Raw genomic sequence first — 25411 nt, 5'->3', positions numbered from 1 at the left:
ATTGACCGCGAACGGGAGGCAGCCATGACGGCAGCGCGAGTACGGAGCGGGGGCCGGCCCACGCTCGAAGAGGTCGCGGCGCGGGCGGGGGTCGGGCGGGGCACGGCCTCGCGGGTGATCAACGGATCGCCCCGGGTCAGCGCGCACACCAGGGAGGCGGTCGAGGCCGCCGTCGCCGAGCTGGGTTACGTACCCAACCGTGCGGCCCGCGCGCTGGCCGGCAACCGCACCGACGCCATCGCGCTCGTCGTGCCCGAGTCGGAGAGCCGCTTCTTCGCGGAGCCGTACTTCTCCGACATCGTGCGCGGGGTCGGCGCCGCCCTCGCCGACACGGAGATGCAGCTGCTGCTCACCCTCGTCGGCAGCGACCGGGAGCGCCGCAGGCTCGCGCAGTACCTCACCGCGCACCGCGTGGACGGTGTGCTGCTGGTCTCCGTGCACGCCGGCGATCCGCTGCCCGACCTGCTGGAACAGCTCGGCATGCCCGCCGTGATGAACGGACGCAGATCCGCCGCCGAATCGCTCTCCTCGGTCGACTCGGACAACTTCGAGGGCGCCCGCGGCGCGGTGGAGCACCTCGCCTCGCGCGGCCGCCGCGCCATCGCCACGATCACCGGCCGGCTCGACGTCTACGCCTCCCAGAGCCGCCTGGACGGCTACCGCCAGGCCGTCCGCGACGCCGGCCTGGAGCCCGACGAGCGGCTGATCGCCCCCGCCGACTTCTCCGAGGAGGGCGGCGTCCAGGCGATGCGCGACCTGCTCGCCCGCCGCCCCGACGTGGACGCGGTCTTCGCCGCCTCCGACGTGATGGCCGCCGGCGCCCGCCAGGTCCTGCGCGAGGCCGGCCGCCGCATCCCGGACGACGTCGCCCTCATCGGCTTCGACGACTCGGCCGTGGCCCGCCACATGGACCCGGCCCTCACCAGCGTGCGCCAGCCGATCGAGGAGATGGGCCGCACGATGACCCGGGTCCTGCTCGACATGATCTCCGGCGAGAGCGCGGACCGCGCCCAGATCGTGCTGCCGACGGAGCTGGTGGTCCGCGACTCGTCCTGAGGCCGGATCGCGGCAACCCGCCGCTCCGGTCGTCGTTGCCGTGAGAGTGGGCGGCGCCCCGGTGTCCCGACGTGAGGGCACACCGCAGCACCCCTCGGCGCACGCCACCCCAGGGCCCCGCCCCACCCGCCCCGCCCCGCCCCGCGCTCGCCTTCGGCACGGCCGCGTGGTCGGAGTTCACCGACTCCGTCGAACGGCCGGGGCCTCGCGGCCGGACCAGGGCACGAAGAAGCCCCTGTCCGCGTTTCCGCAGGACAGGGGCTTCTTCGTACAGGGTGAGTAACGGGACTCGAACCCGCGACATCCTGGACCACAACCAGGTGCTCTACCATCTGAGCTATACCCACCACGTCCGGGCGTTTCCGACCGGCCGAGAAAAAGTGTACAGGGTCCGGGAGGGTGCTCGCGCACTCATTTCCCGGCGGGGGGTCGCGGCCCCCGTAAGGGCCGTGACCAGCGCCTTCAGGTGCGGGGCTGCGAGACCCGCGCGGCCGCCGCCTTCGCCTGCTCGGAGTCCGGGCCGGGCTGCGGGACGAAGACCGCCTCGCGGTAGTACCGCAGCTCCGTGATGGAGTCGCGGATGTCGGCGAGGGCCCGGTGGTTGCCGTTCTTCTCCGGGCTGTTGAAGTACGCCCTCGGGTACCAGCGGCGGGCGAGCTCCTTGACCGAGGAGACGTCCACGATCCGGTAGTGGAGGTAGCCCTCCAGGAGCGGCATGTCGCGGGAGAGGAAGCCCCGGTCGGTGCCCACCGAATTGCCGCACAGCGGCGCCTTGCCGGGCTCCTTCACGTGCTCCCGTACGTACGCGAGGACCTGCTCCTCGGCGTCGGCCAGCGTCGTGCCGCCGGCCAGCTCGTCGAGGAGGCCCGAGGCGGTGTGCATCTGCCGCACCACCTCGGGCATGGTCTCCAGCGCCGCGTCCGGCGGGCGGATCACGATGTCCACCCCTTCGCCGAGCACGTTCAACTCCGAGTCGGTGACCAGCGCGGCCACCTCGATGAGTGCGTCTTCCGTCAACGAGAGCCCGGTCATCTCGCAGTCGATCCACACCATGCGGTCGTTCATACGCCCCACCCTACGGGGCGCTCCGCTGCCCGGGGAGGGCCGGGCGCCCCGCGGCGAACACGTCGGTGCCCGCCTTCGCGTCCAGCGCCGCGGGTGCGGCGCCGGACAGACCGGGGACCGCGCTACGGCGGCTCTGGGAGGTGCCCTGGGCGGGCACCGCCACCTCCGTCACCATGACCGGCTCCGGTACCCCGCCCTGCGGACGGCGGGCCCGGTAGGCGGCCCGGTACGCGGCGGGGGAGGAGCCGAGCTGGCGGCGGAAGTGCCCGCGCAGCGCGACCGGCGAGCGGAAGCCGCAGCGGCCCGCGACCTCGTCGACCGAGTAGTCCGACGTCTCAAGGAGGCGCTGCGCCTGCAGCACCCGCTGGGTGATCAGCCACTGGAGCGGTGCGCTGCCGGTGAGCGAGCGGAACCTCCGGTCGAAGGTCCGCCGGCTCATGTAGGCGCGCGCGGCCAGCGTCTCCACGTCGAACTGCTCGTGCAGATGCTCCAGCGCCCAGGCGACGACCTCGGCGAGCGGGTCGGAGCCGATTTCCTCAGGTAAAGACCTGTCGAGGTAGCGCTCCTGACCGCCACTGCGCCGGGGCGGCACGACGAGCCGGCGGGCCAGTGCCCCGGCGGCCTCCGTGCCGTGGTCCGAGCGGACTATGTGCAGGCACAGGTCGATGCCGGCCGCCGTCCCGGCGGAGGTCAGCACGTCCCCGTCGTCGACGAACAGCTCGCGCGGGTCGACGTGCACCGACGGGTAGCGCTTGGCCAGCGTCGGCGCGTACATCCAGTGCGTGGTGGCGGGACGGCCGTCCAGCAGTCCGGCGGCGGCGAGCACGAAGGCCCCGGTGCACAGCCCGACGATGCGGGCGCCCTCCTCGTGGGCGCGGCGCAGCGCGTCCAGGGCCTCCACGGGCGGCGGCGAGGTGATCGAGCGCCAGGCGGGCACCACGACGGTGCCGGCCCTGCTGATCGCCTCCAGCCCGTAGGGCGCGGTCAGTTCGAGTCCGCCGGTGGTGCGCAGGGGTCCCTCTTCACCGCCGCACACGAGCAACCGGTAGCGCGGAACTCCCGCGTCCTGGCGGTCGATTCCGAACACCGACAGCGGGATGGAGCTCTCGAAGATGGGGCCACCGCTGAAGAGCAGTACGGCGACGACTTCACGGCGTCGTCTTCCGCCCAGCTTCCGTACAGCCTCCGTTGCGGTGGCGGAGTCCTGGCTCATGACGCTAAGCCCCCCTCGGTGTTCGCGTCTTCCTGGTCCTTACGGGCCTGTCGCACCTGCACTTGTCCCCTCGGTCGTGCACGAGTCCCGGCCTTCGACGCCCAAGATCGAATCTACTGCGTCCCGTGGTGCCGTCGTGACAAGTTCACCAACCGGCTCATTGTCGACAAGGCAACCTGGCGGGAAGCGTTCGATCACGAAGCGTTTCACTCGCAGGTCGTACAGGGAAGTGCGTCCGGCGTTCATGGCCCGTCCCCATTGGGCGGAAGCGTACCGCCCGGTCTCTTCCTGCCTGGTGGCAAGGGGGTTGATCGGCCATTTCGACAAGGAATGAACCCGGCCCTGAAGTTGGCTGAAAATGTACGGTCGCGTGTGCGGATATCAGTCGTTCTACCGGCGCACGACCCGGGGCGCCTGTCCGCCCCTGCGCGCCCCCTCGCAAGGGAAGTGGGGCCGCGCCGGGCGGGCCGGCGCGCCCGGCGGGACGCGGGTGGCGACGGGCAGCCGAATACCGCCCACCGGGTCACGCCGGGCGCGGGTCGTGCGGCAGGTTCCGGACGGGCCGGCGCGCGCCGGCCGACTCCCCCGGAAGGGTGGGTTCCGGTACGCCGGGGCGACGCTCCCGCGGGACACGGCGAATCGTTCCTGCCGGGTGCCGGGAAGGGGCCGGGAGGGTGCCGGAGAGCGGACCGGGCGGTCTGTGTACCGGGCAACCGGCATTGCCATCCGGGCCCGCTCTCGGGCATGCTCCGGAAAACGTCGCATGCGCCGTGCGCGGGGCGGGCATTGAAGGAGTGGCGCCGTACCCTTGGGGGTAAGGGGTTGGGAAGATGATTCCCGGACACCACGACACCGCCCGCTGACGCACCTTCCCACGTCGCTTCCCTCACGAGGACTCTCTTCGCCGAGACACCGATGGCCGGTCACGAAATCCCCGAACCCGCAGACCGCGAGCAGGTAGCCGACCCCATGTCGGACCCGCTGGCGGCCGAACAAGCACGCCGTCCGTGCGACCCCGCCTTCCGGCATGGGGTCGTCGTCGGCTTCGACGGCTCGACGTCCAGCGAGCGGGCCCTCGCCTACGCGATCGGCATGTCCCGCAGGACGGGCTCCGGTCTGATCATCGTCCACGTCGCCAACCGGCTGCCGACCACGGTGTGGGCGGGCTGCGAGCCCCCGGTCTTCGTCGACGTCCCGGACCACCGCACCGAGGTCCTCGGCCTGGAGCTCGCCTGCGCGGACTATCTCACCGAGGTCCCCTGGGTGCTCGTGGAGCGCGGCGGGGACATCTGCCACGAGCTGGAGGAGGTCGGCCGGGAGTATTCGGCCGACGCCATCGTCGTGGGCTCCACGCACGGCCTGGTGGGCAAGATCTTCGGCTCGGTGGCCGGCCGGCTGGCCCGCCGCGCACAGCGCCCGGTGGTCGTCATCCCGTAACGCCCCGGCTGCGGACCGTGGTTCCGGGGCGGTGCGTTCGCGCCACCCGGCGGAGCACGTACGTATACGGAAACGGACCCCCGGACACCAGCGGTGTCCGGGGGTCCGTTTCCGTGCGACGGGGGTGCCGTGCCTACTCGACGGTGACGGACTTCGCCAGGTTGCGCGGCTTGTCGATGTCCCGGCCCATGGCCAGCGCCGTGTGGTACGCGAAGAGCTGGAGCGGGATGCCCATGAGGATCGGGTCCAGCTCGTTCTCGTTCTTCGGTACGACGATGGTGTGGTCGGCCTTCTCCTGGACCTGGTGGGCCACGGCGAGGATGCGGCCGCTGCGGGCCTTGATCTCCTCCATCGCGGCGCGGTTCTTCTCCAGCAGGTCGTCGTCGGGCACGATCGCCACGGTCGGCATCGCGGGCTCGATCAGGGCGAGCGGGCCGTGCTTCAGCTCGGAGGCGGGGTAGGCCTCGGCGTGGATGTACGAGACCTCCTTGAGCTTCAGCGAGGCCTCGCGGGCGACGGGGTAGCCGCGCACCCGGCCGATGAACATCATCGACTTCGCGTCCGCGTACTCGGCGGCCAGCCTCTTGATCTCGTCCTCGCCCGCCAGGATCTCGCTGATCTGGGCGGGCAGCTTGCGCAGGCCCTCGATGATCCGCTTGCCGTCGGCGACCGACAGGTCCCGGATGCGGCCCAGGTGCAGGGCGAGCAGCGCGAACGCGACCACGGTGTTGGTGAAGCACTTGGTGGAGACCACGCACACCTCGGGGCCCGCGTGCACGTACGTGCCGCCGTCGGCCTCGCGGGCGATGGCCGAGCCGACCACGTTGACCACGCCGAGGACCCGCGCGCCCTTGCGCTTCAGCTCCTGGACGGCGGCCAGCACGTCGTACGTCTCGCCGGACTGCGAGACCGCGACGTACAGCGTGTCGGGGTCCACGACCGGGTTGCGGTAGCGGAACTCGGAGGCGGGCTCGGCGTCCGCGGGGATGCGGGCGAGCTCCTCGATCAGCTGGGCGCCGATCTGGCCCGCGTGGTACGAGGTGCCGCAGCCGAGGATCTTGATCCGGCGGACCCCGCGCGCCTCGCGGGCGTCCAGGTTGAGGCCGCCCAGGTGCACCGTGGAGAACCGGTCGTCGATCCGGCCGCGCAGCACCCGGTCGACGGCGTCCGCCTGCTCGGAGATCTCCTTGTGCATGTACGTGTCGTGGCCGCCCATGTCGTACGACTCGGCCTCCCACTCCACGGTGGTCGGCGTGGCCGTCGTGGTCGAGCCCTCCGTGGTGTACGTACGGAAGTCGTCGGCCTTGAGGGTGGCCATCTCACCGTCGTCCAGGGTGACGACCTGGCGGGTGTGGGCGACCAGCGCGGCGACGTCGGAGGCGACGAACATCTCCTTCTCGCCGATGCCGAGGACGACCGGGGAGCCGTTGCGGGCCACCACGATGCGGTCGTTGAAGTCGGCGTGCAGGACGGCGATGCCGTAGGTGCCCTCGACGGAGCGCAGGGCCTCGCGGACCTTCTCCTCCAGCGTCCCGGCGTCCGAGCGGGCGATCAGGTGGACCAGCACCTCGGTGTCGGTCTCGGAGAGGAAGACGACGCCCTCGGCGGTCAGCCGGGCGCGCAGCTCGGAGGCGTTGTCGATGATCCCGTTGTGGACGACGGCGACCCTGCCCGCGGCGTCCAGGTGCGGGTGGGCGTTCTCGTCGCTCGGGGCGCCGTGGGTGGCCCAGCGGGTGTGGGCGATGCCGGTGGTGCCGGCGAAGCGCTTGGGGACCCGGGACTCCAGCTCGCGGACCCGGCCCTTGGCCTTGACCGACTTCAGCGTGGCGGGCTTCCCGGCCGCGGGCTTCCCGGTGATCACGATGCCGGCGGAGTCGTAACCCCGGTACTCCAGCCGCTGCAGGCCCTCAAGCAGCAACGGGGCCACGTCACGCTTTCCGATGTAACCGACGATTCCGCACATAGAGCGTTCTGCCCTCCAACGACGAACAAGTAAGGGGTACCCGGCCGTGAGGCGGCCTCAGCCGTAGACGAGGCGGCGCAGCTGACGGAGCGAGAGCTCCGGCGGCGCGACCGCCCGGTGCGGCAGTTCGGCCGCGATCCGTTCGAAGATCTCCGTGTTCACCAGGCCGCCGGCCTGCAGTTCGCGGTGGCGGCGGCGGACGAAGACCTCGGTCGTCTCGTCGAAGTACGCCAGCACGTCGAGGATCACCCGGGCGGCTTCCCCGCGGGGGAGCGTGGTGCTGCGCACCACGTGGTCAATGAGGTCGTCGTACGACGAGAGGCGTTCGAGCACCCGTCGATACTGCGACGGAAGGGGTTCGAGCGCAACAATCCTGCCCGATATCGGGCAGAGAACCGTGATACTGGCCCTGTTTTTCTGGCTTGGGTGGATTTCGCGCGGGTGGCGCGAGGGGGCGGGGGAGAGGGTGGCGCGGCAGTGGTCGGAGCCGAAGGGGTGAATGTGCACATAAGCCGCAAAAGCTCATCAGGGTGCCTGGGTGACCAACGCCGGTAAGTGGTCTACACCTTGACCACCCGTGAGACGCGCGGTACGCATGGCGACGGAGAAAGGTCAGGAGACCCAGCAGAGTGACCCCCGTAGAAAGGGACCCGGCTTGTGAGACTGCACACGGTCCGGCGCAGTGCTCTTCCCCGTGCTCTACCCCGACTCCTCGGCTCGCTGCTTCTCGTCGCGGCGGCCGGTGTCTCCAGCGCGTGCGCCGCCCCACAGGCGTCCGCCGCGAGTGCGACCGCGGTGGCGTGGGCGCCCAGGCCGCTCGGCCAGGTGGTGCCCGCCCCCGCCTCGGTCAGACCCGGCGGCGACCCGTACACGCTTAACGGCTCCACCAGGATCCGGACGGCCGGCGCCTCCGTCGAGGCCCGGAAGATCGGTGACTACCTGGCGCGCGTGCTGCGCCCCTCCACCGGGTTCGCCCTGCCGGTCACCGCCAAGGACGGCGCCGACGGCATCCGGCTCCGGCTCGACCCCCGCGCCGGCAAGCTGGGCGCGGAGGGCTACACGCTCACCTCCCGGCGCGGCAGTGTCACCATCACCGCCCGGAAGCCCGCAGGGCTCTTCCACGGCGTCCAGACGCTGCGCCAGCTGCTTCCGGCCCAAGTGGAGCGCGATACCCGCCAGAAGGGCCCCTGGCGGGTCGCCGGCGGCTCCATCACCGACACCCCGCGCTACGCCTACCGGGGCGCGATGCTCGACGTCTCACGCCACTTCTTCTCGGTCGACGAGGTGAAGCGGTACATCGACCAGATCGCGCAGTACAAGATCAACACCTTCCACATCCACCTCTCCGACGACCAGGGCTGGCGCATCGCCGTCGACTCCTGGCCGAGGCTCGCCACGTACGGCGGCTCCACCGAGGTCGACGGCGGGCCCGGCGGGTACTACACCAAGGCCCAGTACAAGGAGATCGTGCGGTACGCGGGCTCCCGCTACCTGGAGGTGGTCCCGGAGATCGACATGCCGGGCCACACCAACGCCGCCCTCGCCTCGTACGCCGAGCTGAACTGCGACGGGGTCGCGCCGCCGCTCTATACCGGCATCAAGGTCGGTTTCAGCTCGCTGTGCGCCGGCAAGGACGTCACGTACGGCTTCATCGACGACGTCGTCCGCGAGGTGGCCGCGCTCACGCCCGGCCGCTACTTCCACATCGGCGGCGACGAGGCGCACTCCACCAGCCACGAGGACTACGTGGCGATCATGACCCGGGCCCAGGCGGTCGTCGGCAAGTACGGCAAGACCGTGATGGGCTGGCACCAGCTCACCGGTGCCGACCCGGTCAAGGGCGCGGTCGCGCAGTACTGGGGCTACGACAAGACCAGCGCCGCCGACCGGCAGCAGGTGGTGGACGCGGCGAAGAACGGCACCCGGCTCGTGCTGTCGCCGGCGGACCGGGTCTACCTCGACATGAAGTACAACGACCAGACCGAACTGGGCCTGAAGTGGGCCGGGACGGTCGAGGTCCAGCGCAGCTACGACTGGGACCCGGGGACGTACCTCACCGGCGCCCCGGAGAGTGCGGTGCTCGGCGTGGAGGCGCCGATCTGGTCCGAGACCCTGACCGACAGCGACGACATCGACGCCATGGCGTTCCCGAGGCTGCCCGGCGCCGCCGAGCTGGCCTGGTCACCGGCGTCGACGCACGACTGGGACACGTACAAGGTGCGGCTCGCGGCGCTCGGGGAGCGGTTCACCGCCCAGGGCATCGACTACTACCGCTCGCCGCAGGTCCCGTGGCCCGCGTCGGAGACCGGCGGTAGCTGACACGCCACCGTCCGGCGGCCGGGCTCACCGGCCGCCGGACGGTCGTGTCAGGCGACCTTCTTGGCGTTCTCGATGGCCTTCGCCAGGTCCTCCAGGATCGGCGCGCACTTGTCGTAGCTGTAGATCGGCTCGGTCGTACGCGGGACGACCTGGCCCGCCTTGACTGCCGGCAGCTGCGCCCAGGTCGGCTTGGAGGCCAGCGCCTCGGGCTGGAGCGCCGAGGAGCGGTTGTCCATCATGATGATGTCGGCGCCGTACTTGTCGACGTTCTCCCAGCTCAGCTCCTCGAAGAAGCCCGCCGCGTTCACCTTCGGCTCCACGAACTTCACGCCCAGCTCCTGGAAGTACAGGGTGTCGGCGGAGGTCTTGGCGAGCGAGACGTAGAACAGGTCCTGGCTGGCCGAGCCGACCATGACCTTGATCTCCGGCTTCGACTTCGCGGCGGCGCGCAGCCGGGCCGCGGCCTTCTCGAACCGCGTCCTGGCGGCGGTGACCTTCGCGGACTTCACATCGGCGCCGAGCGAGGCCGCGAGGTCCTCGTGGCGCTGGATGGCCTTCGGGATCGTGGTCTGCGCGGCCCACAGGGCGACGCTCGGCGCCAGCTTCAGGATCTTGTCCTTGGTCTGGTCCGGCACGTACCAGAGGGCGTCCTTCTCCCACATCGCCGTGACCAGCAGCTCCGGGCCGAGTGCCGCGTACTTCTCGACGTTGAACTCGCCCCAGACGTTGCCCAGGATCTCGACCTTGCTGATGTCCAGGTCGCCGGCCTGCACGTCGGGCTTGCCGTCCTTGGTCTTCGTCGGGCCGAAGACCGCCTTGACCTCGACGCCGTAGTCGTGGAGGGCGGCGGCGACACCGGTGAAGGCGACGATGTTCTTCGGGACGGACTCGGCCTCGGCGACCTGCCCCCGGTCGTCCTTGAACTTCCAGGGCCCGCTGCCGGCGCTCTTGGAACCGGTGGACGCGGAGTCCTTCGAGTCGCTGCCGCCGCAGGCCGCGAGCACGGCGCCGAGACCAACGGCACCGCCCATGGCCAGCAGGCCGCGGCGGGTGGGACGGGACGCTCGGGTTGTGCTCATGACGGAGTCCGCTTTCGTACGAGCCGGAGACCGGCCGATGACACGTTGGAAGGAAGGTTAGCCTAACCTTAAGCCGTGTCGACCTGCGGGCCCCGGCCGTGGGGGTGGTCCCGCCCCGGGGCGGGGGGTGCCTCAGCGGGCCGGGTTGCCGGCCGCGTCCACGATGAGCCGGCTCGTGAACCCGGCCCGGCACAGCCGCTCGTACGCGGCGGCCACCTCGCCGGGGACGGGGTCGGTGGCCATGAAACCCCGGGCCGGATAGATCAGCAGGCGCTGCAAGGCGCCGACCAGCATGTCGATGACCATGCGGTCGTCCTGGACGGAGGCCAGGTACTGCTCGAACGTGACCGGTTCCGACGCGCTCACGAAGGTGACGCCAGGCCAGAGTCTGCGCGCCGTGGCATGGGCGCGCCGTTCCTCGTACGGCTTGCTGACCAGCAGTACGGACGAGACCGGGACGCCCGCCTCGTCGAGAGCCGTCCGCGAGAAGCGGATGTTCTCCCCGGTGTTGCGGGCGCGCGGCTCGACGAGCACCGCGCTTTCGGGGACGCCCAGTTCGAGTGCCCGCTCCCGGTAGTGCACGGCCTCACCGCGCGGCATGCGGGCACGCGTGGTGGGGCTGGTGGCGCCGGTGAACACGATGAGGGGCACCAGGCCTTGCTGGTAGAGGCGCGCGGTTGCGTCGGCGACCCCGAGGTCGTGGCTTCCGAGGCCGATCGCCACCGAGCAGGGGTGCAGATCGTGGTGCATCAGATGGTGCTCCCACAGGAGCCGGGCATCCGACCACGACTGGGCGGAGATGGTCATGTGGCGCCTCTGTCGTGGGCCGAGTCCGGAACCTCGAAGTCGTACGACCAGGTGAAGCGTGAGGCCGCGTGCACTCCTATCGCGAACTCGACGACGGTTCCGTCGGCCGTGTACGCGGTCCTGTGCAGTTCCACCACTGGCTCCCCACCGGCCAGCATGAGCAACTTCGACTCCTCGGGGGTCGCCACGCGCGCGAAGAGCTCCTCGCGCATGCGGTCGACCTCGTAGCCCGCGTCGAAGAGCACGCGAAAACCTCCGCCACGGCCGGCAGGGCCCGGGGCGGGATCGACCAGGCGCGTGCCCTCGACATGCTCCGGGCGGTAGTAGCTGGTCAGCGTGTGTGTCGGCTGTCCGGCCTCTCGTACGACGCGCGCGCGGGCGTACACGAGGGAACCGGGAGCCAGTCCATGCGCGGCAGCGGCGGCGGGTGGCGCCTCGATCCGCTTCACCGTCTGCGTCTGGTCATTTCGCCTGTGGGGGCGCCCGGAAGCCACGCGGTCGGCAATGAAAGCGACCTCGTCGCCGTCGCGCCACTTGGCCTTGTCGTACCGGCTGACACCGAGACGCTTGAGCGGGGGCTGTTGCCGTACGACTGTGCCGTGCCCGCGCGACGAGGTGACCAGACCTTCGGCCTCCAAGGCCCGGTATGCCGCGTGGACCGTGGACTTGGAGCCCTCGCCCGCTTCGACGAGGTCCCTGATGTGCGGCAGGCGGTCGCCCGGGGAGTAGGCGCCGCTTCGGATCCGGTCGGCCAGCCTGTCCGCCAACTCCCGCCACTTGGGCGCCATGCGCAACTCCTCTCGCGACGTCTCAAGGAGCAGTCAAGCACAGCGCCGAGACAGTCTCGGGACTGCGGGCCAATATCGACCTCGCTGGGGTTGCAATCCCAGGACTGCGGTGCAACTGAGAGGGTGTGGGTGCGATGACGGGCGGCAGCAAGGCGCGACAGGGCTTGTCCCGGTTAACGGAGCGATTCGGGAGGGACGGCGTCCTCATCGTCCCGACCGCCGATGCGGGGGCGGAGGGGGCCGACCTCGTGCCCGGTGGGGCGCTCCGCTGGCCCCCGTGTGAGTGCGGGCACTCGTTGTGCCCCGATTACGTGCCGGAGGGCGAGGGCTGAGAGGTTCGGCCCACGCGGGGCCGAATGGTCGGTCGGGGGCCCGTTGCCGGCCCCCGACCGACGTGCTCGGCGCCGTTTCTCAGGCCTGCAGGCCCAGTTCGCGGGCGATCAGCATGCGCTGGACCTCGCTCGTGCCCTCGCCGATCTCCAGGATCTTGGAGTCGCGCCACATGCGGGCCACCGGGTACTCGTTCATGAAGCCGTAGCCGCCGTGGATCTGGGTCGCCTCGCGGGCGTTGTCCACGGCGACCGTCGAGGAGTACAGCTTGGCGATGGCCGCCTCCTTCTTGAACGGCTCGTCCGCCAGCAGCCGGGAGGCCGCGTCGCGCCAGCCGATGCGGGCCATGTGCGCCCGCATCTCCATGTCCGCGATCTTGAACTGGATGGCCTGGTTGGCGCCGATCGGCTTCCCGAAGGCGTGCCGCTCGGCGGCGTACTTCACCGACTCGTCCACGCAGCCCTGCGCCAGGCCCGTCGAGAGCGCGGCGATGGCGATGCGGCCCTCGTCGAGGATGCGCAGGAACTGCGCGTAGCCCCGGCCCTCCTCGCCGAGCAGGTTCTCCAGCGGGACGCGCACGTCGGAGAAGGACAGCTCACGGGTGTCCGAGGCGTTCCAGCCGACCTTGGAGTAGGGCGCGGCCACCGTGAAGCCTGGGGTGCCGGACGGGACGATGATCGAGGAGATCAGCGGGGCGCCGTTCTCCTTGCGGCCGGTCACCGCCGTGACCGTCACCAACTCAGTGATGTCCGTACCGGAGTTGGTGATGAAGCACTTGGAGCCGTTGATCACCCACTCGCCCGTCGCCTCGTCGCGCACGGCCGTCGTCCGCGTACCGCCCGCGTCCGAGCCGCCGTCCGGCTCGGTCAGGCCGAACGCGCCCAGCGCCTCGCCCGAGCAGAGCTTCGGCAGCCACCGCCGCTTCTGCTCCTCGGTGCCGAAGCGGTACACCGGCATCGCGCCCAGCGAGACCCCGGCCTCCAGCGTGATCGCCACCGAGGAGTCGACCCGGGCCAGCTCCTCCAGGGCGATGCCGAGGGCGAGGTAGTCGCCGCCCATGCCGCCGTACTCCTCCGGGAACGGCAGCCCGAACAGGCCCATCCGCCCCATCTCGCGCACGATCTCGTACGGGAACTCGTGCCGCTCGTAGAAGTCGCCGATCTTCGGGGCGACGACGTCGTGCGCGAACTCCTCGACGGTACGGCGCAGTTCCTCGTGCTCGGCGGTCAGCCGGTGGTCCAGGGACATGGGGACGTTCTCCTTGTGGGCGTTCACTGCGCCGCGAGTGCGCGGACGGTGCGGGAAGGGCTGGGTCGGCCCAGGTGTCCGGCGAGCCACACGCTGGTGGCGGTGAGCTCGTCGAGGTCGACCCCGGTTTCGATGCCGAGGCCGTCGAGCATCCACACGAGATCCTCGGTGGCGAGGTTTCCGGTCGCGCTCTTCGCGTACGGGCAGCCGCCGAGGCCGCCCGCCGACGCGTCCACCGTGGACACGCCGTGCCGCAGCGCCGCGAGGGTGTTGGACAGGGCCTGCCCGTACGTGTCGTGGAAGTGCACCCCGATCGCGTCGGTGTCCACCCCGGCCTCGTTCAGCCCGGTCAGCAGCGCAGTCACGTGGCCGGGGGTCGCGACGCCGATGGTGTCCCCGAGCGACAGCTCGTCGCAGCCGAGGTCCATCAGCGCCTTCGCGACCCGGACGACCTGCGCGACCGGCACGGCTCCCTCCCAGGGGTCGCCGAAGCACATCGACAGATAGCCGCGCACATGCACCGCGTCCGCCTTGGCGCGGGCCACCACCGGCGCGAACATGGCCAGCGACTCGTCGACCGTCCGGTTGAGGTTGCGCGCGGCGAACGTCTCCGTCGCGGAGCCGAACACCGCGATCCCGCGGGCCCCGAGCGCCAGGGCCCGGTCGAGCCCGCGCTCGTTCGGCACGAGGACCGGCAGCGCCACGTCGCCCACGTCCGCGATGTCCCCGAGCATCGGGAACAGCTGCTCGGCGTCCGCGAGTTGGGGCACCCACTTGGGGTGCACGAAGCTCGTCGCCTCGATCGTGGTCAGCCCGGCGACGGCGAGGCGGCGGATGAACTCCGCCTTCACCTCGGTCGGGACGACCCCCTTCTCGTTCTGCAGGCCGTCGCGGGCGCCGACCTCGTGGATGCGGACCCGGGCGGGCAGGCCCTCGGCCGGGACGGTCATCGGCAGGGTGCGGACGGCGGTCGTCATGCGTCCTCCCCGGCGGCGGGCACGACCACGGCCAGCACCTGGTCCATGGCGACCGTGGCCCCCGCGGTCACGTCGAGTTCGGTGACGGTGCCCGCGTGCGGGGCGGAGATGACGTGCTCCATCTTCATCGCCTCCACCACCAGCAGGCTCTGCCCGGCGGCGACCTCGTCCCCGACGGCCACCTTCACCACGGTCACCGTCCCGGGCATGGGCGCGGCCAGCGTGTCGGCGCCGGACCGGGCGGCGCCGCTCAGCGACGCCTCGACCGGGTCGTGGTCCCGCACGTGCCAGCTGTCGCCGTCCCGGCCGAGCCAGTGGCCCTCCGGGGAGACGGCGTACGCGAACACATGGGTGACCCCGGCGAGTTCGAGCGCGATGCGGCCCTCGCCCGCCGTGAGCGTCCTGGCCTTCTCCGCGGTGCCGGGCAGCGGTCCGAGCGGCCCGCAGGTGCCCGACTCCGGGGCCGGCGGGTTCGTGCCCTCCCCGACGTGGCCGAACGTCAGCTCCGTGTCCCCGCCGCCGCACGGCCGCAGGCCCACCTGGACCGGGTCGTGGCCGGGGATGTGGAAGTCGTACACCGTCCGGGCCGGGGTGCCACCGAGCCGCCAGCCGTTCCCCGCCGAGAACGGGTCGGCCCAGGCACCGGCGGCGGGGCGGGCGGCGGCGGACGCGGTGTGCTGCCGCAGCAGCGCGGCCGCCGCGTACACCTCCTCCGGCACGCCGTCCGGGACCAGCGCGTCCACCTCGCGCTCCACCAGACCGGTGTCCAGCTCGCCCGCCACCACGGCCGGGTGGGCCAGCAGCCGGCGCAGGAAGCCCGCGTTGACCGGGACGCCCAGGATCACGGTGTCCGCGAGGGCCACCCGCAGCCGGCGCAGCGCGGTCGCCCGGTCGGGGCCGTACGCGATGACCTTGGACAGCATCGGGTCGTACAGGCTGCCGACCTCGCCGCCCTCGCCGAGCCCCGAGTCGGTGCGCACCCCGCCGCCCTGCGGCTCGTGCAGCGCGAGCACGGTGCCGCCCGAGGGCAGGAAGCCGCGGCCCGGGTCCTCGGCGCAGACCCGGGCCTCCACGGCGTGCCCGGTGAGCGTGATGTCGTCCTGCCCGTACGGCAGCGGCTCACCGGCGGCGACGCGCAGCTGCCACTCCACCAGGTCGAGTCCGGTGATCAGCTCGGTCACCGGGTGCTCGACCTGGAGGCGGGTGTTCATCTCCATGAAGTAGTACGAGGAGGGGTCGCTGCCCGGGACGATGAACTCCACCGTGCCCGCGCCGACGTACCCGCAGGAGCGGGCCGCCTGGACGGCCGCCTCGCCCATCGACGCCCGGGTGGCCTCGTCGAGCAGGACGGACGGGGCCTCCTCGATGATCTTCTGGTGGCGGCGCTGGAGCGAGCACTCGCGCTCGCCCAGGTGCACCACGTTGCCGTGGGTGTCGGCCAGGACCTGGATCTCGATGTGGCGCGGCCGGTCGATCCAGCGCTCCACCAGCAGCGTGTCGTCGCCGAAGGAGGCGCGGGCCTCGCGCCGGGCCGCCGCGATCTCGTCCGCGAGCAGCGCCGCGTCCCGGACCAGCCGCATGCCCTTGCCGCCGCCGCCCGCCGAGGGCTTCAGCAGCACCGGCATGCCGATCCCGGCCGCCGCCTCCGCCAGCTCGGCGTCGCTCAGCCCGCTGCCGGAGGACCCGGGCACCACCGGGACGCCCGCCGCGGCGACCGTCTCCTTGGCCCGGATCTTGTCGCCCATCAGCGAGATCGCGGTGGCGGGCGGCCCGATGAAGACGAGCCCCGCCTCCGTGCACGCCCGGGCGAAGGCCGCGTTCTCCGCGAGGAAGCCGTAGCCGGGGTGGACGGCCTGCGCGCCGGTGCGGCGGGCGGCCTCCAGGAGGCGGTCGGCGCTCAGATAGCTCATCGAAGCGGGTGCGGGGCCGATCCGTACCGCCGTGTCGGCCTCCCGTACGTGCCGCGCGTCGGCGTCCGCGTCGCTGAAGACGGCGACCGAGCGCACACCCAGCTCGCGCAGGGTCCGGATGACCCGGACCGCGATCTCGCCGCGGTTGGCGACGAGGACCGTGTCGAACATCGTCATCTCTTCCTCACATCCGGAAGACGCCGAAGGCGGCGTCGCCCAAGGGCGCGTTGGCGCACGCGGTCAGGGCGAGCCCCAGCACCTGCCGGGTCTCCAGCGGGTCGATCACCCCGTCGTCCCAGAGCCGGGCGGTGGCGTAGTACGCGTTGCCCTGGGTCTCGTACTGCTCGCGGATCGGGGCCTTGAAGGACTCCTCGTCCTCGGCGCTCCAGTCGTCGCCCAGCTGGTCGCGCTTGACCGTGGCGAGGACGGACGCGGCCTGCTCGCCGCCCATGACGGAGATCTTCGCGTTGGGCCACATCCACAGGAAGCGGGGGCTGTAGGCCCGGCCGCACATGGAGTAGTTGCCCGCGCCGTAGGAGCCGCCGACCACCACGGTCAGCTTCGGCACCCGGGTGCAGGCGACGGCGGTGACCATCTTCGCGCCGTGCTTGGCGATGCCGCCGGCCTCGTAGTCCCGGCCGACCATGAAGCCCGAGATGTTCTGCAGGAAGACCAGCGGGATGCCGCGCTGGTCGCACAGCTCGATGAAGTGCGCGCCCTTCTGGGCGGACTCGGAGAACAGGATGCCGTTGTTGGCGACGATCCCGACCGGGTGGCCGTGGATGTGCGCGAAGCCGGTGATCAGCGTCGTGCCGTACTCCGCCTTGAACTCGGCGAACCGCGAGCCGTCGGCCACCCGGGCGATCACCTCGCGCACGTCGTACGGGGTGCGCGAGTCGACCGGGACCGCCCCGTACAGGCCGGCCGGGTCCACCTTCGGCTCCTCGGCCGGCCGCACCGACCAGGGCAGCGCGCCCCGGTCCGGCAGCGTCGCCACGATGTTCCGCACGATCCGCAGCGCGTGCGCGTCGTCCTCCGCGAGGTGGTCGGTGACGCCCGACGTACGGGAGTGCACCTCGCCGCCGCCCAGCTCCTCGGCCGTGACCACCTCACCGGTGGCGGCCTTCACCAGCGGCGGGCCGCCCAGGAAGATCGTGCCCTGGTTCCGGACGATGACGGCCTCGTCGCTCATCGCCGGGACGTACGCGCCGCCCGCCGTGCAGGAGCCGAGCACCGCCGCGATCTGCGGGACGCCGGCGCCGGACATCCGGGCCTGGTTGTAGAAGATCCGCCCGAAGTGCTCGCGGTCGGGGAAGACCTCGTCCTGCATCGGCAGGAAGGCGCCGCCCGAGTCCACCAGGTAGAGGCAGGGGAGACGGTTCTCCAGCGCCACCTCCTGGGCCCGCAGATGCTTCTTCACGGTCATCGGGTAGTACGTGCCGCCCTTGACCGTCGCGTCGTTGGCGACGATCACGCACTCGCGCCCGCTGACCCGGCCGATCCCGGCGATAACCCCGGCGGCCGGCGCGGCGCCCCCGTAGAGCCCTTCGGCCGCCAGCGGGGCCAGCTCCAGGAAGGGTGAGCCGGGGTCGAGCAGGGTGTCCACCCGCTCCCGCGGCAGCAGCTTGCCGCGCGCCACATGCCGGGCGCGGGCCTTCTCACCCCCGCCGAGCCTGGCCGTGGCGAGCCGCTTGCGCAGCTCGTCGGCGAGCGCGTGATGCGCCGCCTCGTTGGCCTGCCAGGCCTCCGAGGCGGGATCGGCCGCGCTCGCCAGCACCGGTGCCTGCTGCATCCTGTCGAGCCCCCTTGCCCGTTGTGCAGTGTTTCCGAGCGTCAACGGCATCGTGTTAATGACCGTTAACGTGGCTACAGGTTAACGAGCGCTAACCCGCCTGTCTAGAATGGCTGCTCATGAGCACCCATGCCGCCGCCCGCGTCGCGGCCCCCACCCGCCGCGAGCAGATCCTCCGGGAGGCCGCCCGCCTCTTCGCCGAGCGCGGCTTCCACGGTGTCGGCGTCGACGAGATAGGGGCCGCCGTCGGCATCAGCGGCCCCGGTCTCTACCGGCACTTCCCCGGCAAGGACGCGATGCTCGCCGAGCTCCTCGTCGGCATCAGCGAGCGGCTGCTGGCCGGCGGGGAGCTCCGGGTGTCCGAGGACGCCGCCTCCGGCGACGGATCGCCCGAGGCCCTGCTGGACGCGCTCATCGAGGGCCACATCGACTTCGCCCTCGACGACCGCCCCCTGATCACCCTGCACGACCGCGAGCTGGACCGCCTGCGGGACACCGACCGCAAGCGGGTGCGCCGGCTCCAGCGCCAGTACGTCGAGGTGTGGGTCGCCGTCGTCCGCGACCTCTACCCGGACCTGCCCGAACACGAGGCCCGCGCCGCCGTCCACGCGGTCTTCGGCCTGCTCAACTCCACCCCGCACCTGGGGTCTGTCCGGAGGCCCGCCGCGACGCCGCGGGGGGCCTCCGGACAGACCCCGAGCCCCGGCGCCCTGCCCGGCCGCACCGAGACGGCGGCCCTGCTGCACCGGCTGGCCCGGGGCGCCTTCGCGGCGGCGGGGGAGCGCGTCTAGGAAGCACCCTCCCGGGTGGACACGGTGACCCGGTCGACCCGCATCGCGTGCCCCGGTTCCGTCGCGGGGCCCGGCGTACCGCCGTCGGCGGCCGGAAGCGCCCCGCCCATCGCCACGTTCAGGATCAGGAACTGGCCCCGCAGCAGCGCCTCCTCCCAGGCGTCCCGGCCCGTCGCGGACGCCTTCACCCGGTGGTACACCCGGCCGTCCAGGGACCAGCGGACCTCCTCGGCGCCCGGCGCGGTGTCGACCTCCACGGCGTACGTGTGGAACGCGCCGCGGCAGCCCGCGCACTTCTGCCGGGGCGAGGTGAGCCCGACCGGCTCCTGGCAGGGCCCGCCGTCGAGCGTCCCGCAGTGCAGGGTGCCGAAGACCGACTCGCGCCCGTTGACGGACTCCATGACGTCGATCTCGCCGGTGGCCGGCCAGCCGGTGTACCCGTCGCGCAGCCCGGCGCCCATCGTCCAGAACGCGGGCCAGTAGCCGCCCGCCGCCGCACCCGACACGTCGGGCAGGGCGATCGACGCCTCGACGCGCAGGACGCCTCCGGGCGGCGGCGCGAAGTCGGAGCGCCGGGACTCGACACGACCCGAGTACCACCGCCCGTCGCGGCGCGTCGGCACGATCTCCAGGGCCCCCTCGCCGTCCAGCCGGACGTTGTCCGTGGAGTCCGTCATGGTCTCGATCTCGCCGGTGCCCCACTGCGCGGCCGGGCATCCGGGGTAGCAGGTGCCCTTGTCGTACAGCCACCGGGAGGAGGACGGGCGGATGCCCCCGGGCCCGTCGAACTCCTCGTCCAGCAGGGTGGTCCAGCCGTCGCGGGTCCCGACGCCCGCGGCCTCGGTGAGGAGCCGTTCGAGACGGGGAGCCAGCACCACGGCGGCCACATCGGTCAGATGGGTGTCGTCGCGGTAGAGCAGGACCCGGTCCAGGACCGCCGGGCACGTCGGCCCCGCGGCCGGGCACAGCACCGGGTTCACCGAGACGGACCGCACCCCCGGCAGGCCGCCGGCCGCCGCCTTCCGGGCCAGCGGGTCGGGCCACCGGGACTTCTTCCGGTCGAAGGCGCAGGCCTCCGGGTCCGCGAGGTGGCCCGAGACGCAGGCGGGGACGTCGCGGCCCGGGACCGGGGTGTCCTCGACGTACACGATCGGCACCCCGAGCGCCCGCAGCGGCTTCAGCGTCCGCTCCCAGCCCCTGAGCAGCGCCCGCTCGTCGTCCGTGTAGCGGTTCAGCGAGGAGACGACGATCAGCCGGGGCTTCGGGCCCTCGGCCAGCCGGGCCAGGCTGTCCGCCCGCCAGGTGTCGCACTCGTGGTACGCCCGCCCCAGCTGCGGGTTCACCACCGACAGCTCCGGCAGCGGGCAGCCCTGCTTCACCAGTTCCTGGAGCGCCCAGCCGCGTTCGGCGGCCAGGCTGAGCAGCGGCGAGAACCACTGCCCGGCGTGCGAGTCGCCGAGCAGGACGACCCGGTCGGGACTGTCCACCGCCCCGAACAGGCAGGGCGGGCTGCTCGTGACCTCCGGGGCCACCTCGCACGCCCCGTCCGGCGGGAAGCTCTGGCGGGCCTGGACCGGGTTCGGCACGATGGGGCCGCCCCCGGTCCGCGCCCCGGTACGGGCCAGCAGGGCGGGGCCGGTGACCGCGCCCGGCGGCAGGCCCTTCAGGTCCACCGGGGTGGCCGGGCCGAGCAGACGCAGCGTGGTGGTGCCGACGACCAGGGCCAGGACGACCGGGATGACGACGGACGCGACGCCCAGCGCGAGACCGCGCCGGGGGAGCTCGGAGACCGTACGGCTGTGCCGCAGCGGCCGCTCGACCCAGTGCCGGGTCGCCAGGGCGGGCAGCACCGAGGCCGCCGTGAGCGCGACCCGGGCCGGCCAGCCCAGGGTGCCGAAGCGGGCCTCGGCCAGGACGAGCACCGGCCAGTGCCACAGGTACAGCGTGTACGACAGCCGGCCGACCGCCCGGGGGCCGCGCAGGCCGAGCAGCCGCCCGACCCCGAGGCGCGCGGGCGACTCCGTACCCCGGCCGGGCGCGCCGGCGAGCAGGACGGCCGCCGTGGCCAGGGCCGGGACGAGCGCCGCGTACCCGGGATACGGCGTCGACGCGTCGTACCGCAGCACGCACCACACCAGCGCGCCCGCGCCCGCCCACCCGCACAGCAGCCGCAGCACGCGCGGCCCGGGCAGCAGGTGCCAGGGCAGCAGCGCCAGCAGCGCCCCGACCCCGAACTGCCAGACCCGGGACGGTGTTCCGAGGTACGCCAGCGAGACGGAGTCGCCCGTCCAGCGCAGCGCCAGGGCGAAGGAGACCAGGGTCAGCACGGCGGTGACGGCGACGGCCACCGGCCGCAGGGCCCGGCCCCGGCGCACCGCGCGGGCGGTGAGGAGGGCGAGCAGGGCGAGCAGCGGGCCCCAGCACAGATAGAACTGCTCCTCCACCGCCAGCGACCAGAAGTGCAGCAGCGGGCTCTCGTCCTGACCGGCCGCCAGGTAGTCGGTGCGCTGGTGGACGAACCGCCAGTTGGCCACGGACAGGGCCGCCGCGACGACGTCGTTCTCCAGGTCCGTGCGGCGCAGCGGCACGGTCAGCCAGGCCCCGGCCGCCGCGACCGCGACCAGCACCACGGCCGCCGAGGGCAGCAGCCTGCGGGCCCGGCGCGAGAAGAACTCGCCCAGCCGGACGCGGCCGGTGGTGACGGCCTCCCGGACGAGGAGCCCGGTGATCAGGTAGCCGGATATGACGAGGAAGACGTCCACGCCGACGAAGCCGCCGGCCAGCCCCGGCACGGAGGCGTGGAAGGCGAGGACGGCCAGCACGGCGAACGCGCGCAGCCCCTCGATGTCGGGGCGGAAGCGGGTCCGGTGCGCGGGCGGGGGAGCAGGGGTGCGGCGGGCGGGCCGCAGGGCGGCGGGAGCGGACATCGCGGGTGAGGGCCTTTCAGCTCAGCCAGGGCAGCATGGGGTTGACCCAGCCGGACGCGAGCAGCGCGGTGAGCACGAGGGTGGCGGTGACCGCCAGCGCCTCGGGCCAGCGCCTGGGCAGGACGGCGGTGCGGGTACTGCGCGGGGCGCGGGCGGGCCGGGGCGCGGCGGCGGGGCGCAGTTCGGTGAGCAGGTCCCGGATGAGCGGGACGTTGATCTGGAGCTGGACCAGCAGATACAGGCCGAGCCCCCAGTTGGGCTCCCAGCCGTTGCGGGCGACGGCCAGGGCGAGTCCGGCGGACGCCGCCGAGGTGGAGCAGGCCAGCCAGCCGAGCGAGACGAGGACCACCCGGCGGGCCAGCGCGCCGGACTTCCCGCCGCCGGCCGCCCCGGTCGGCACCCAGGCGGCGCTGCGCCCGCGCAGGGTGTGCCAGACGGCGGCCCCGGCGGCGACGCTCATCAGGACGTTGGCCCGGATCACCTCGATCCGCCAGCGGGTCCGGCTGATCCGGGGCAGCAGCACGTGCCACAGCCACAGCGGCGCGAGGAGCGGCAGGACGTGCCAGGGCCGGATGTGGTCCGGGTACCAGATCATCATCACGAGCGGCGGCAGCGGCGCGGCGAAGGTGTTCACCACCGTCGTCAGGTAGCCGACGATCCCCTCGTGGAAGCAGAGCCGCATCCGCCAGGGCGCGCCCATCCGTTTGAGGACCGGCGTGCCCAGCAGGTGCAGGTTGCCCATCGCCCAGCGGTACTGCTGGTTGAGGTAGGAGGCGAGGTTGTCCGGCGAGGTGCCCTTGGCGACCAGCACCGGCACGTACAGGGTCCGGAACCCCTCGGCGTACAGGGCGAGTCCGGTGTACAGGTCCTCGCTGTGGTCGAGCCGGGCGAAGCCGCCGGCCCGGTCGACGGCGCTGCGCCGGTAGACCGCGTTGCTGCCGCAGCAGATCGCCGCGTCGCTCGCGTCCCGGGACGGCTGGATCCACCGGAAGAACCACTCCTGGGCCGAGCCCGCGGCGCGCTGGATCCACCCCATGGTCTCGTCGGTGTCGAAGCACTGCGGGCTCTGCACGATGCCGACGCCGGGGTCGGCCAGGTACGGCACGAGGTGGCGCAGGAAGTCGGGCCTGGGTGCGAAGTCGGCGTCCAGGATGGCGATGTGCTCGGCGCTGCTCAGGGTGAGCGCGTGGTTGAGGTTGCCCGCCTTCTTCAGGTGGCCCCGGTCGGGCCGTACGACGTAACGGAAGCCGTACGCACCGGCCAGCGCGGCCACCTCGGGGCTGTCGGCGTCGTCCAGCACCCAGACGGTCAGCGCGTCCGGCCAGTCCAGGGCGGCGACCGCGCGGTAGGCGTTGTCCAGGACGGCGAGCGGTTCCCCGCAGGTCGGCAGGTAGAGGTCGACGGTCGGCAGCTCGGGCGGGTCCCAGGCGTGGACGAGCACTTCGTGCGAACGCCTGGTCAGGCGGCGGGCGCGCAGGCTGTTGACCGACGAGAGCGCGAGCGCGACGACGTTCAGGGAGAGCACCGCGAGGAAGGCCCAGAGGGCCGGGGTGCGCAGGGCGAAGGTGAGCATGGTCGCCGCCGTGAGCACGAAGGCGAGCGAGGAGCTGATGAGTACCCAGCGGCGCTGCGGCCCGAAGTACCAGTAGAGCTCACGGTCGGACGGTGGTTGCGGCAAGTGATGCACGGTCATAAAGCCCCCCACGGCTGTGCATGTCCCGGTATCGGGTGACCCACCCTAGTGCCAAAGGTATAGACCACTTGCCGTCCGCCGGTGAATGAGACAGGGGTTGGCGCAAAGTCAGTGGTCTATACCCATTTCACGCCGGGAGGTGGAGCGGAGCGGAAAGTTCCAGGTCACGGCCGGGTGAACGGTCACTCAACATCAAGCCCACGAACGACCGGGACGCCGCGCACCCGCCACGGCACAATGGCCCCATGCCGATACCCAGCCGCGCCGCCCTCGTCGAACAACTCGTCCGTACGCGCATCGCGGGGGACGTCGCCACCCCGCGCGACAACAACCTCGCCCACTACCGCAGCCTGGCCAACGGGGACCGGCACTACTGGCTGGGCCTTGAGCTGGGCGACCGGTGGCGCGACGAGCAGGACGTGCTGGCCGTGATGGCCGAGCGGTGCGGGGTCAGCGACGATCCGGAGCACCGGTTCGGGCAGGACACCATCGACCCCGAGCTGACCGTCGACGCCCTGGACCGGGCAGCCGCCCGGCTCCGCAAGGCCGTCGAGGGCGCCGAACGGGTCCTCTTCGCGACCGGCCACCCGGGCGGCCTGCTCGACGTGCACCACCGGACGGCGCAGGCGCTGCGGGCGGCCGGCTGCGAGATCGTACGGATTCCCGGCGGTCTCATGGCCGACGAGGGCATGGTCTTCCAGTTCGCGGACGTCGCCGTCCAGGAGCGCGGCGCGACGCTCTGGCACACCCACTCCCCGGCCCCGATGGCCGCCGTCCTCGACGGCCTGGAGCGGGAGGGCCGCCCGCTGCCCGACCTGGTCGTCGCCGACCACGGCTGGGCGGGCTGTGCGGCGCAGCGCGGCCTGGACGCCATCGGCTACGCGGACTGCAACGACCCGGCACTGTTCCTAGGCGAGTCCGAGGGCACCCTTCAGGTGTGCGTCCCGCTCGACGACCACGTCCTGGACCCGCGCTTCTACGACCCGATGACGGACTACCTGCTGGACGCGGCGGGACTGCTCTGAGGCTTCACGGCCCCTCCTCCTCCGCCGCGCGGGCCCGGCGGCGCGCCTCCCGCCCCGAGGTGGGGTCCAGGTACACCCGCTTGATGGACGCGTACCGCTGCCGCAGCCGGCGCTCCGCCTGCTCGCAGGCCGTCTCGACCTGCTCGGCGCTCACCGTGTCCAGGAAGTCGACCTTCGCGGCCACCAGGATCTCGTCCGGCCCCTGGATGAGCGTGGTCAGCTCCATTACGGCGATGACGTGCTCCACAGCGAGCAGTTCCTCGCGGATGCCCTCCCGCATCGGCTCCGACACCGGCCGCCCGATCAGCAGCTGGACGTTGGACCGGCCGAGCACCCAGGCCACGTACACCAGCAGCACCCCGATCAGCAGCGAGGCGATGCCGTCCCACACGCCGGACCCCGTCAGCTGGCCGCCGAGCAGACCGCCCGCCGCGAGCAGCAGCCCCAGCAGGGCCGCCGAGTCCTCCATCACGACGGCCTTGACCGCCGTGTCCGGGGTGCGCCGGAAGTAGTGCCGGGCGGGCGCGCCGAGGCGCACGGCCTCCTCGCGGACCTGCTTCAGCCCGGTCCGCAGCGAGAAGCCCTCCAGCCCGAACGCCACCAACAGCACCAGGTACGAGAGCAGTGGGCTGCCCAGGTCCTCGCCCGCGAGCAGCGTGTGCACCCCGTCGTAGATCGAGAAGACCGCGCCGCCGACGAAGGTCGCGACGGAGGCGAGCAGTGCCCAGATGTACCGCTCGGGGCCGTACCCCAGCGGATGGTCCTCGTCGGCGGGCTTCTCGCTGCGCTTGAGCGCGGTGAGCAGCAGCACCTCGGTGACCGTGTCCGCGACCGAGTGGGCCGCCTCGGAGAGCATCGCGCTCGATCCGCTGATCAGCCCGGCGACCGCCTTCGCCACGGCGATGCCCAGATTGGCCAGCGCCGCGACGACGACGGTGAACGTGGACCCCCCGCCACTGCTTTTCGCGTCAGTCATGCCGGTGAGTATGTC

General features: G+C 72.3%; 19 protein-coding genes and 1 tRNA gene. 5 read left to right on the top strand and 15 right to left on the bottom strand.

Annotated elements, in window-relative coordinates; all coding sequences use genetic code 11:
- Positions 1 to 24 precede the first annotated feature (24 nt).
- A complete protein-coding gene (locus OG242_RS10220) occupies positions 25 to 1056 on the top strand; it encodes a LacI family DNA-binding transcriptional regulator (protein WP_405897850.1) in 1032 nt (343 codons plus the stop codon).
- A gap of 274 nt (positions 1057 to 1330) precedes the next feature.
- Here OG242_RS10220 and OG242_RS10215 read toward each other — a convergent pair.
- From OG242_RS10215 to OG242_RS10205, 3 genes are all read right to left on the bottom strand, one after another.
- Positions 1331 to 1403, bottom strand: a tRNA-His gene (locus OG242_RS10215).
- Positions 1404 to 1518: 115 nt separating this feature from the next.
- Positions 1519 to 2121, bottom strand: a complete 603-nt coding sequence (orn, locus tag OG242_RS10210; protein WP_405897849.1) for an oligoribonuclease — start codon at positions 2119 to 2121, stop codon at positions 1519 to 1521.
- Between the two features lie 10 nt (positions 2122 to 2131).
- Complete coding sequence (locus OG242_RS10205) at positions 2132 to 3334, bottom strand: helix-turn-helix domain-containing protein (RefSeq protein WP_405897848.1); 1203 nt, start codon at positions 3332 to 3334, stop codon at positions 2132 to 2134.
- 915 nt (positions 3335 to 4249) lie between these two features.
- On the opposite strand from OG242_RS10205, the gene OG242_RS10200 reads away from it, so the two are divergent.
- Positions 4250 to 4771 carry a universal stress protein gene (locus OG242_RS10200; RefSeq protein ID WP_405897847.1) on the top strand — a complete coding sequence of 174 codons (522 nt, stop codon included), beginning with the start codon at positions 4250 to 4252 and terminating at the stop codon, positions 4769 to 4771.
- Between the two features lie 133 nt (positions 4772 to 4904).
- Here the strand turns inward: OG242_RS10200 and glmS are convergent, their stop codons facing one another.
- Both glmS and OG242_RS10190 read right to left on the bottom strand, forming a co-directional pair.
- Positions 4905 to 6734, bottom strand: a complete 1830-nt coding sequence (gene glmS, locus OG242_RS10195) for a glutamine--fructose-6-phosphate transaminase (isomerizing) (protein WP_405897846.1) — start codon at positions 6732 to 6734, stop codon at positions 4905 to 4907.
- A 57-nt stretch (positions 6735 to 6791) separates the two neighbouring features.
- Positions 6792 to 7067: a hypothetical protein gene (locus tag OG242_RS10190; RefSeq protein ID WP_405897845.1), complete on the bottom strand. Its 276-nt coding sequence runs from the start codon at positions 7065 to 7067 to the stop codon at positions 6792 to 6794.
- Positions 7068 to 7391: 324 nt separating this feature from the next.
- Here OG242_RS10190 and OG242_RS10185 point away from each other — a divergent pair, with 324 nt between their 5' ends.
- Entirely contained in the window at positions 7392 to 9053 is a 1662-nt protein-coding gene (locus OG242_RS10185) for a beta-N-acetylhexosaminidase (protein WP_405897844.1), read from the top strand.
- A 47-nt stretch (positions 9054 to 9100) separates the two neighbouring features.
- Here the strand turns inward: OG242_RS10185 and OG242_RS10180 are convergent, their stop codons facing one another.
- The 7 genes from OG242_RS10180 to OG242_RS10150 all read right to left on the bottom strand — a co-directional run bounded on the left by OG242_RS10180 (position 9101) and on the right by OG242_RS10150 (position 17984).
- Positions 9101 to 10132: an ABC transporter substrate-binding protein gene (locus OG242_RS10180; protein ID WP_405897843.1), complete on the bottom strand. Its 1032-nt coding sequence runs from the start codon at positions 10130 to 10132 to the stop codon at positions 9101 to 9103.
- A gap of 132 nt (positions 10133 to 10264) precedes the next feature.
- Positions 10265 to 10939, bottom strand: coding sequence for a YdcF family protein (locus OG242_RS10175; RefSeq protein ID WP_405897842.1), 675 nt, complete (start codon positions 10937 to 10939; stop codon positions 10265 to 10267).
- Positions 10936 to 11727, bottom strand: coding sequence for a GntR family transcriptional regulator (locus OG242_RS10170; protein WP_405897841.1), 792 nt, complete (start codon positions 11725 to 11727; stop codon positions 10936 to 10938). The genes OG242_RS10175 and OG242_RS10170 overlap by 4 nt, the downstream gene beginning before the upstream one ends.
- Before the next feature lie 411 nt (positions 11728 to 12138).
- Positions 12139 to 13305 carry an acyl-CoA dehydrogenase family protein gene (locus OG242_RS10165; RefSeq protein WP_266535238.1) on the bottom strand — a complete coding sequence of 389 codons (1167 nt, stop codon included), beginning with the start codon at positions 13303 to 13305 and terminating at the stop codon, positions 12139 to 12141.
- Positions 13306 to 13328: 23 nt separating this feature from the next.
- Complete coding sequence (locus OG242_RS10160) at positions 13329 to 14282, bottom strand: hydroxymethylglutaryl-CoA lyase (protein ID WP_405897840.1); 954 nt, start codon at positions 14280 to 14282, stop codon at positions 13329 to 13331.
- On the bottom strand, positions 14279 to 16363 hold the full coding sequence (locus tag OG242_RS10155) for a biotin carboxylase N-terminal domain-containing protein (protein WP_405901566.1): 2085 nt from the start codon (positions 16361 to 16363) through the stop codon (positions 14279 to 14281). Before OG242_RS10155 ends, OG242_RS10160 begins: the two co-directional genes overlap by 4 nt.
- 13 nt (positions 16364 to 16376) lie before the next feature.
- Positions 16377 to 17984: a carboxyl transferase domain-containing protein gene (locus OG242_RS10150; protein ID WP_405897839.1), complete on the bottom strand. Its 1608-nt coding sequence runs from the start codon at positions 17982 to 17984 to the stop codon at positions 16377 to 16379.
- 119 nt (positions 17985 to 18103) lie between these two features.
- On the opposite strand from OG242_RS10150, the gene OG242_RS10145 reads away from it, so the two are divergent.
- Positions 18104 to 18775, top strand: a complete 672-nt coding sequence (locus OG242_RS10145) for a TetR/AcrR family transcriptional regulator (RefSeq protein ID WP_405897838.1) — start codon at positions 18104 to 18106, stop codon at positions 18773 to 18775.
- Here the strand turns inward: OG242_RS10145 and OG242_RS10140 are convergent.
- Positions 18772 to 21702: an SGNH hydrolase domain-containing protein gene (locus OG242_RS10140; RefSeq protein WP_405897837.1), complete on the bottom strand. Its 2931-nt coding sequence runs from the start codon at positions 21700 to 21702 to the stop codon at positions 18772 to 18774. The genes OG242_RS10145 and OG242_RS10140 overlap by 4 nt on opposite strands.
- Positions 21703 to 21718: 16 nt before the next feature.
- Entirely contained in the window at positions 21719 to 23395 is a 1677-nt protein-coding gene (locus tag OG242_RS10135) for a glycosyltransferase family 2 protein (RefSeq protein WP_405897836.1), read from the bottom strand.
- A 245-nt stretch (positions 23396 to 23640) separates the two neighbouring features.
- Here OG242_RS10135 and OG242_RS10130 point away from each other — a divergent pair, with 245 nt between their 5' ends.
- Entirely contained in the window at positions 23641 to 24420 is a 780-nt protein-coding gene (locus tag OG242_RS10130; RefSeq protein ID WP_405897835.1) for a phosphatase, read from the top strand.
- A gap of 4 nt (positions 24421 to 24424) precedes the next feature.
- On the opposite strand, the gene OG242_RS10125 is transcribed toward OG242_RS10130, so the two are convergent.
- Positions 24425 to 25396, bottom strand: coding sequence for a cation diffusion facilitator family transporter (locus OG242_RS10125; protein WP_405897834.1), 972 nt, complete (start codon positions 25394 to 25396; stop codon positions 24425 to 24427).
- Positions 25397 to 25411: the final 15 nt, after the last annotated feature.

This window comes from Streptomyces sp. NBC_00727 (assembly GCF_045161745.1).
In the GTDB taxonomy this organism is placed as follows: domain Bacteria; phylum Actinomycetota; class Actinomycetes; order Streptomycetales; family Streptomycetaceae; genus Streptomyces.
This window is presented reverse-complemented; position numbering and strand designations above follow the sequence as displayed.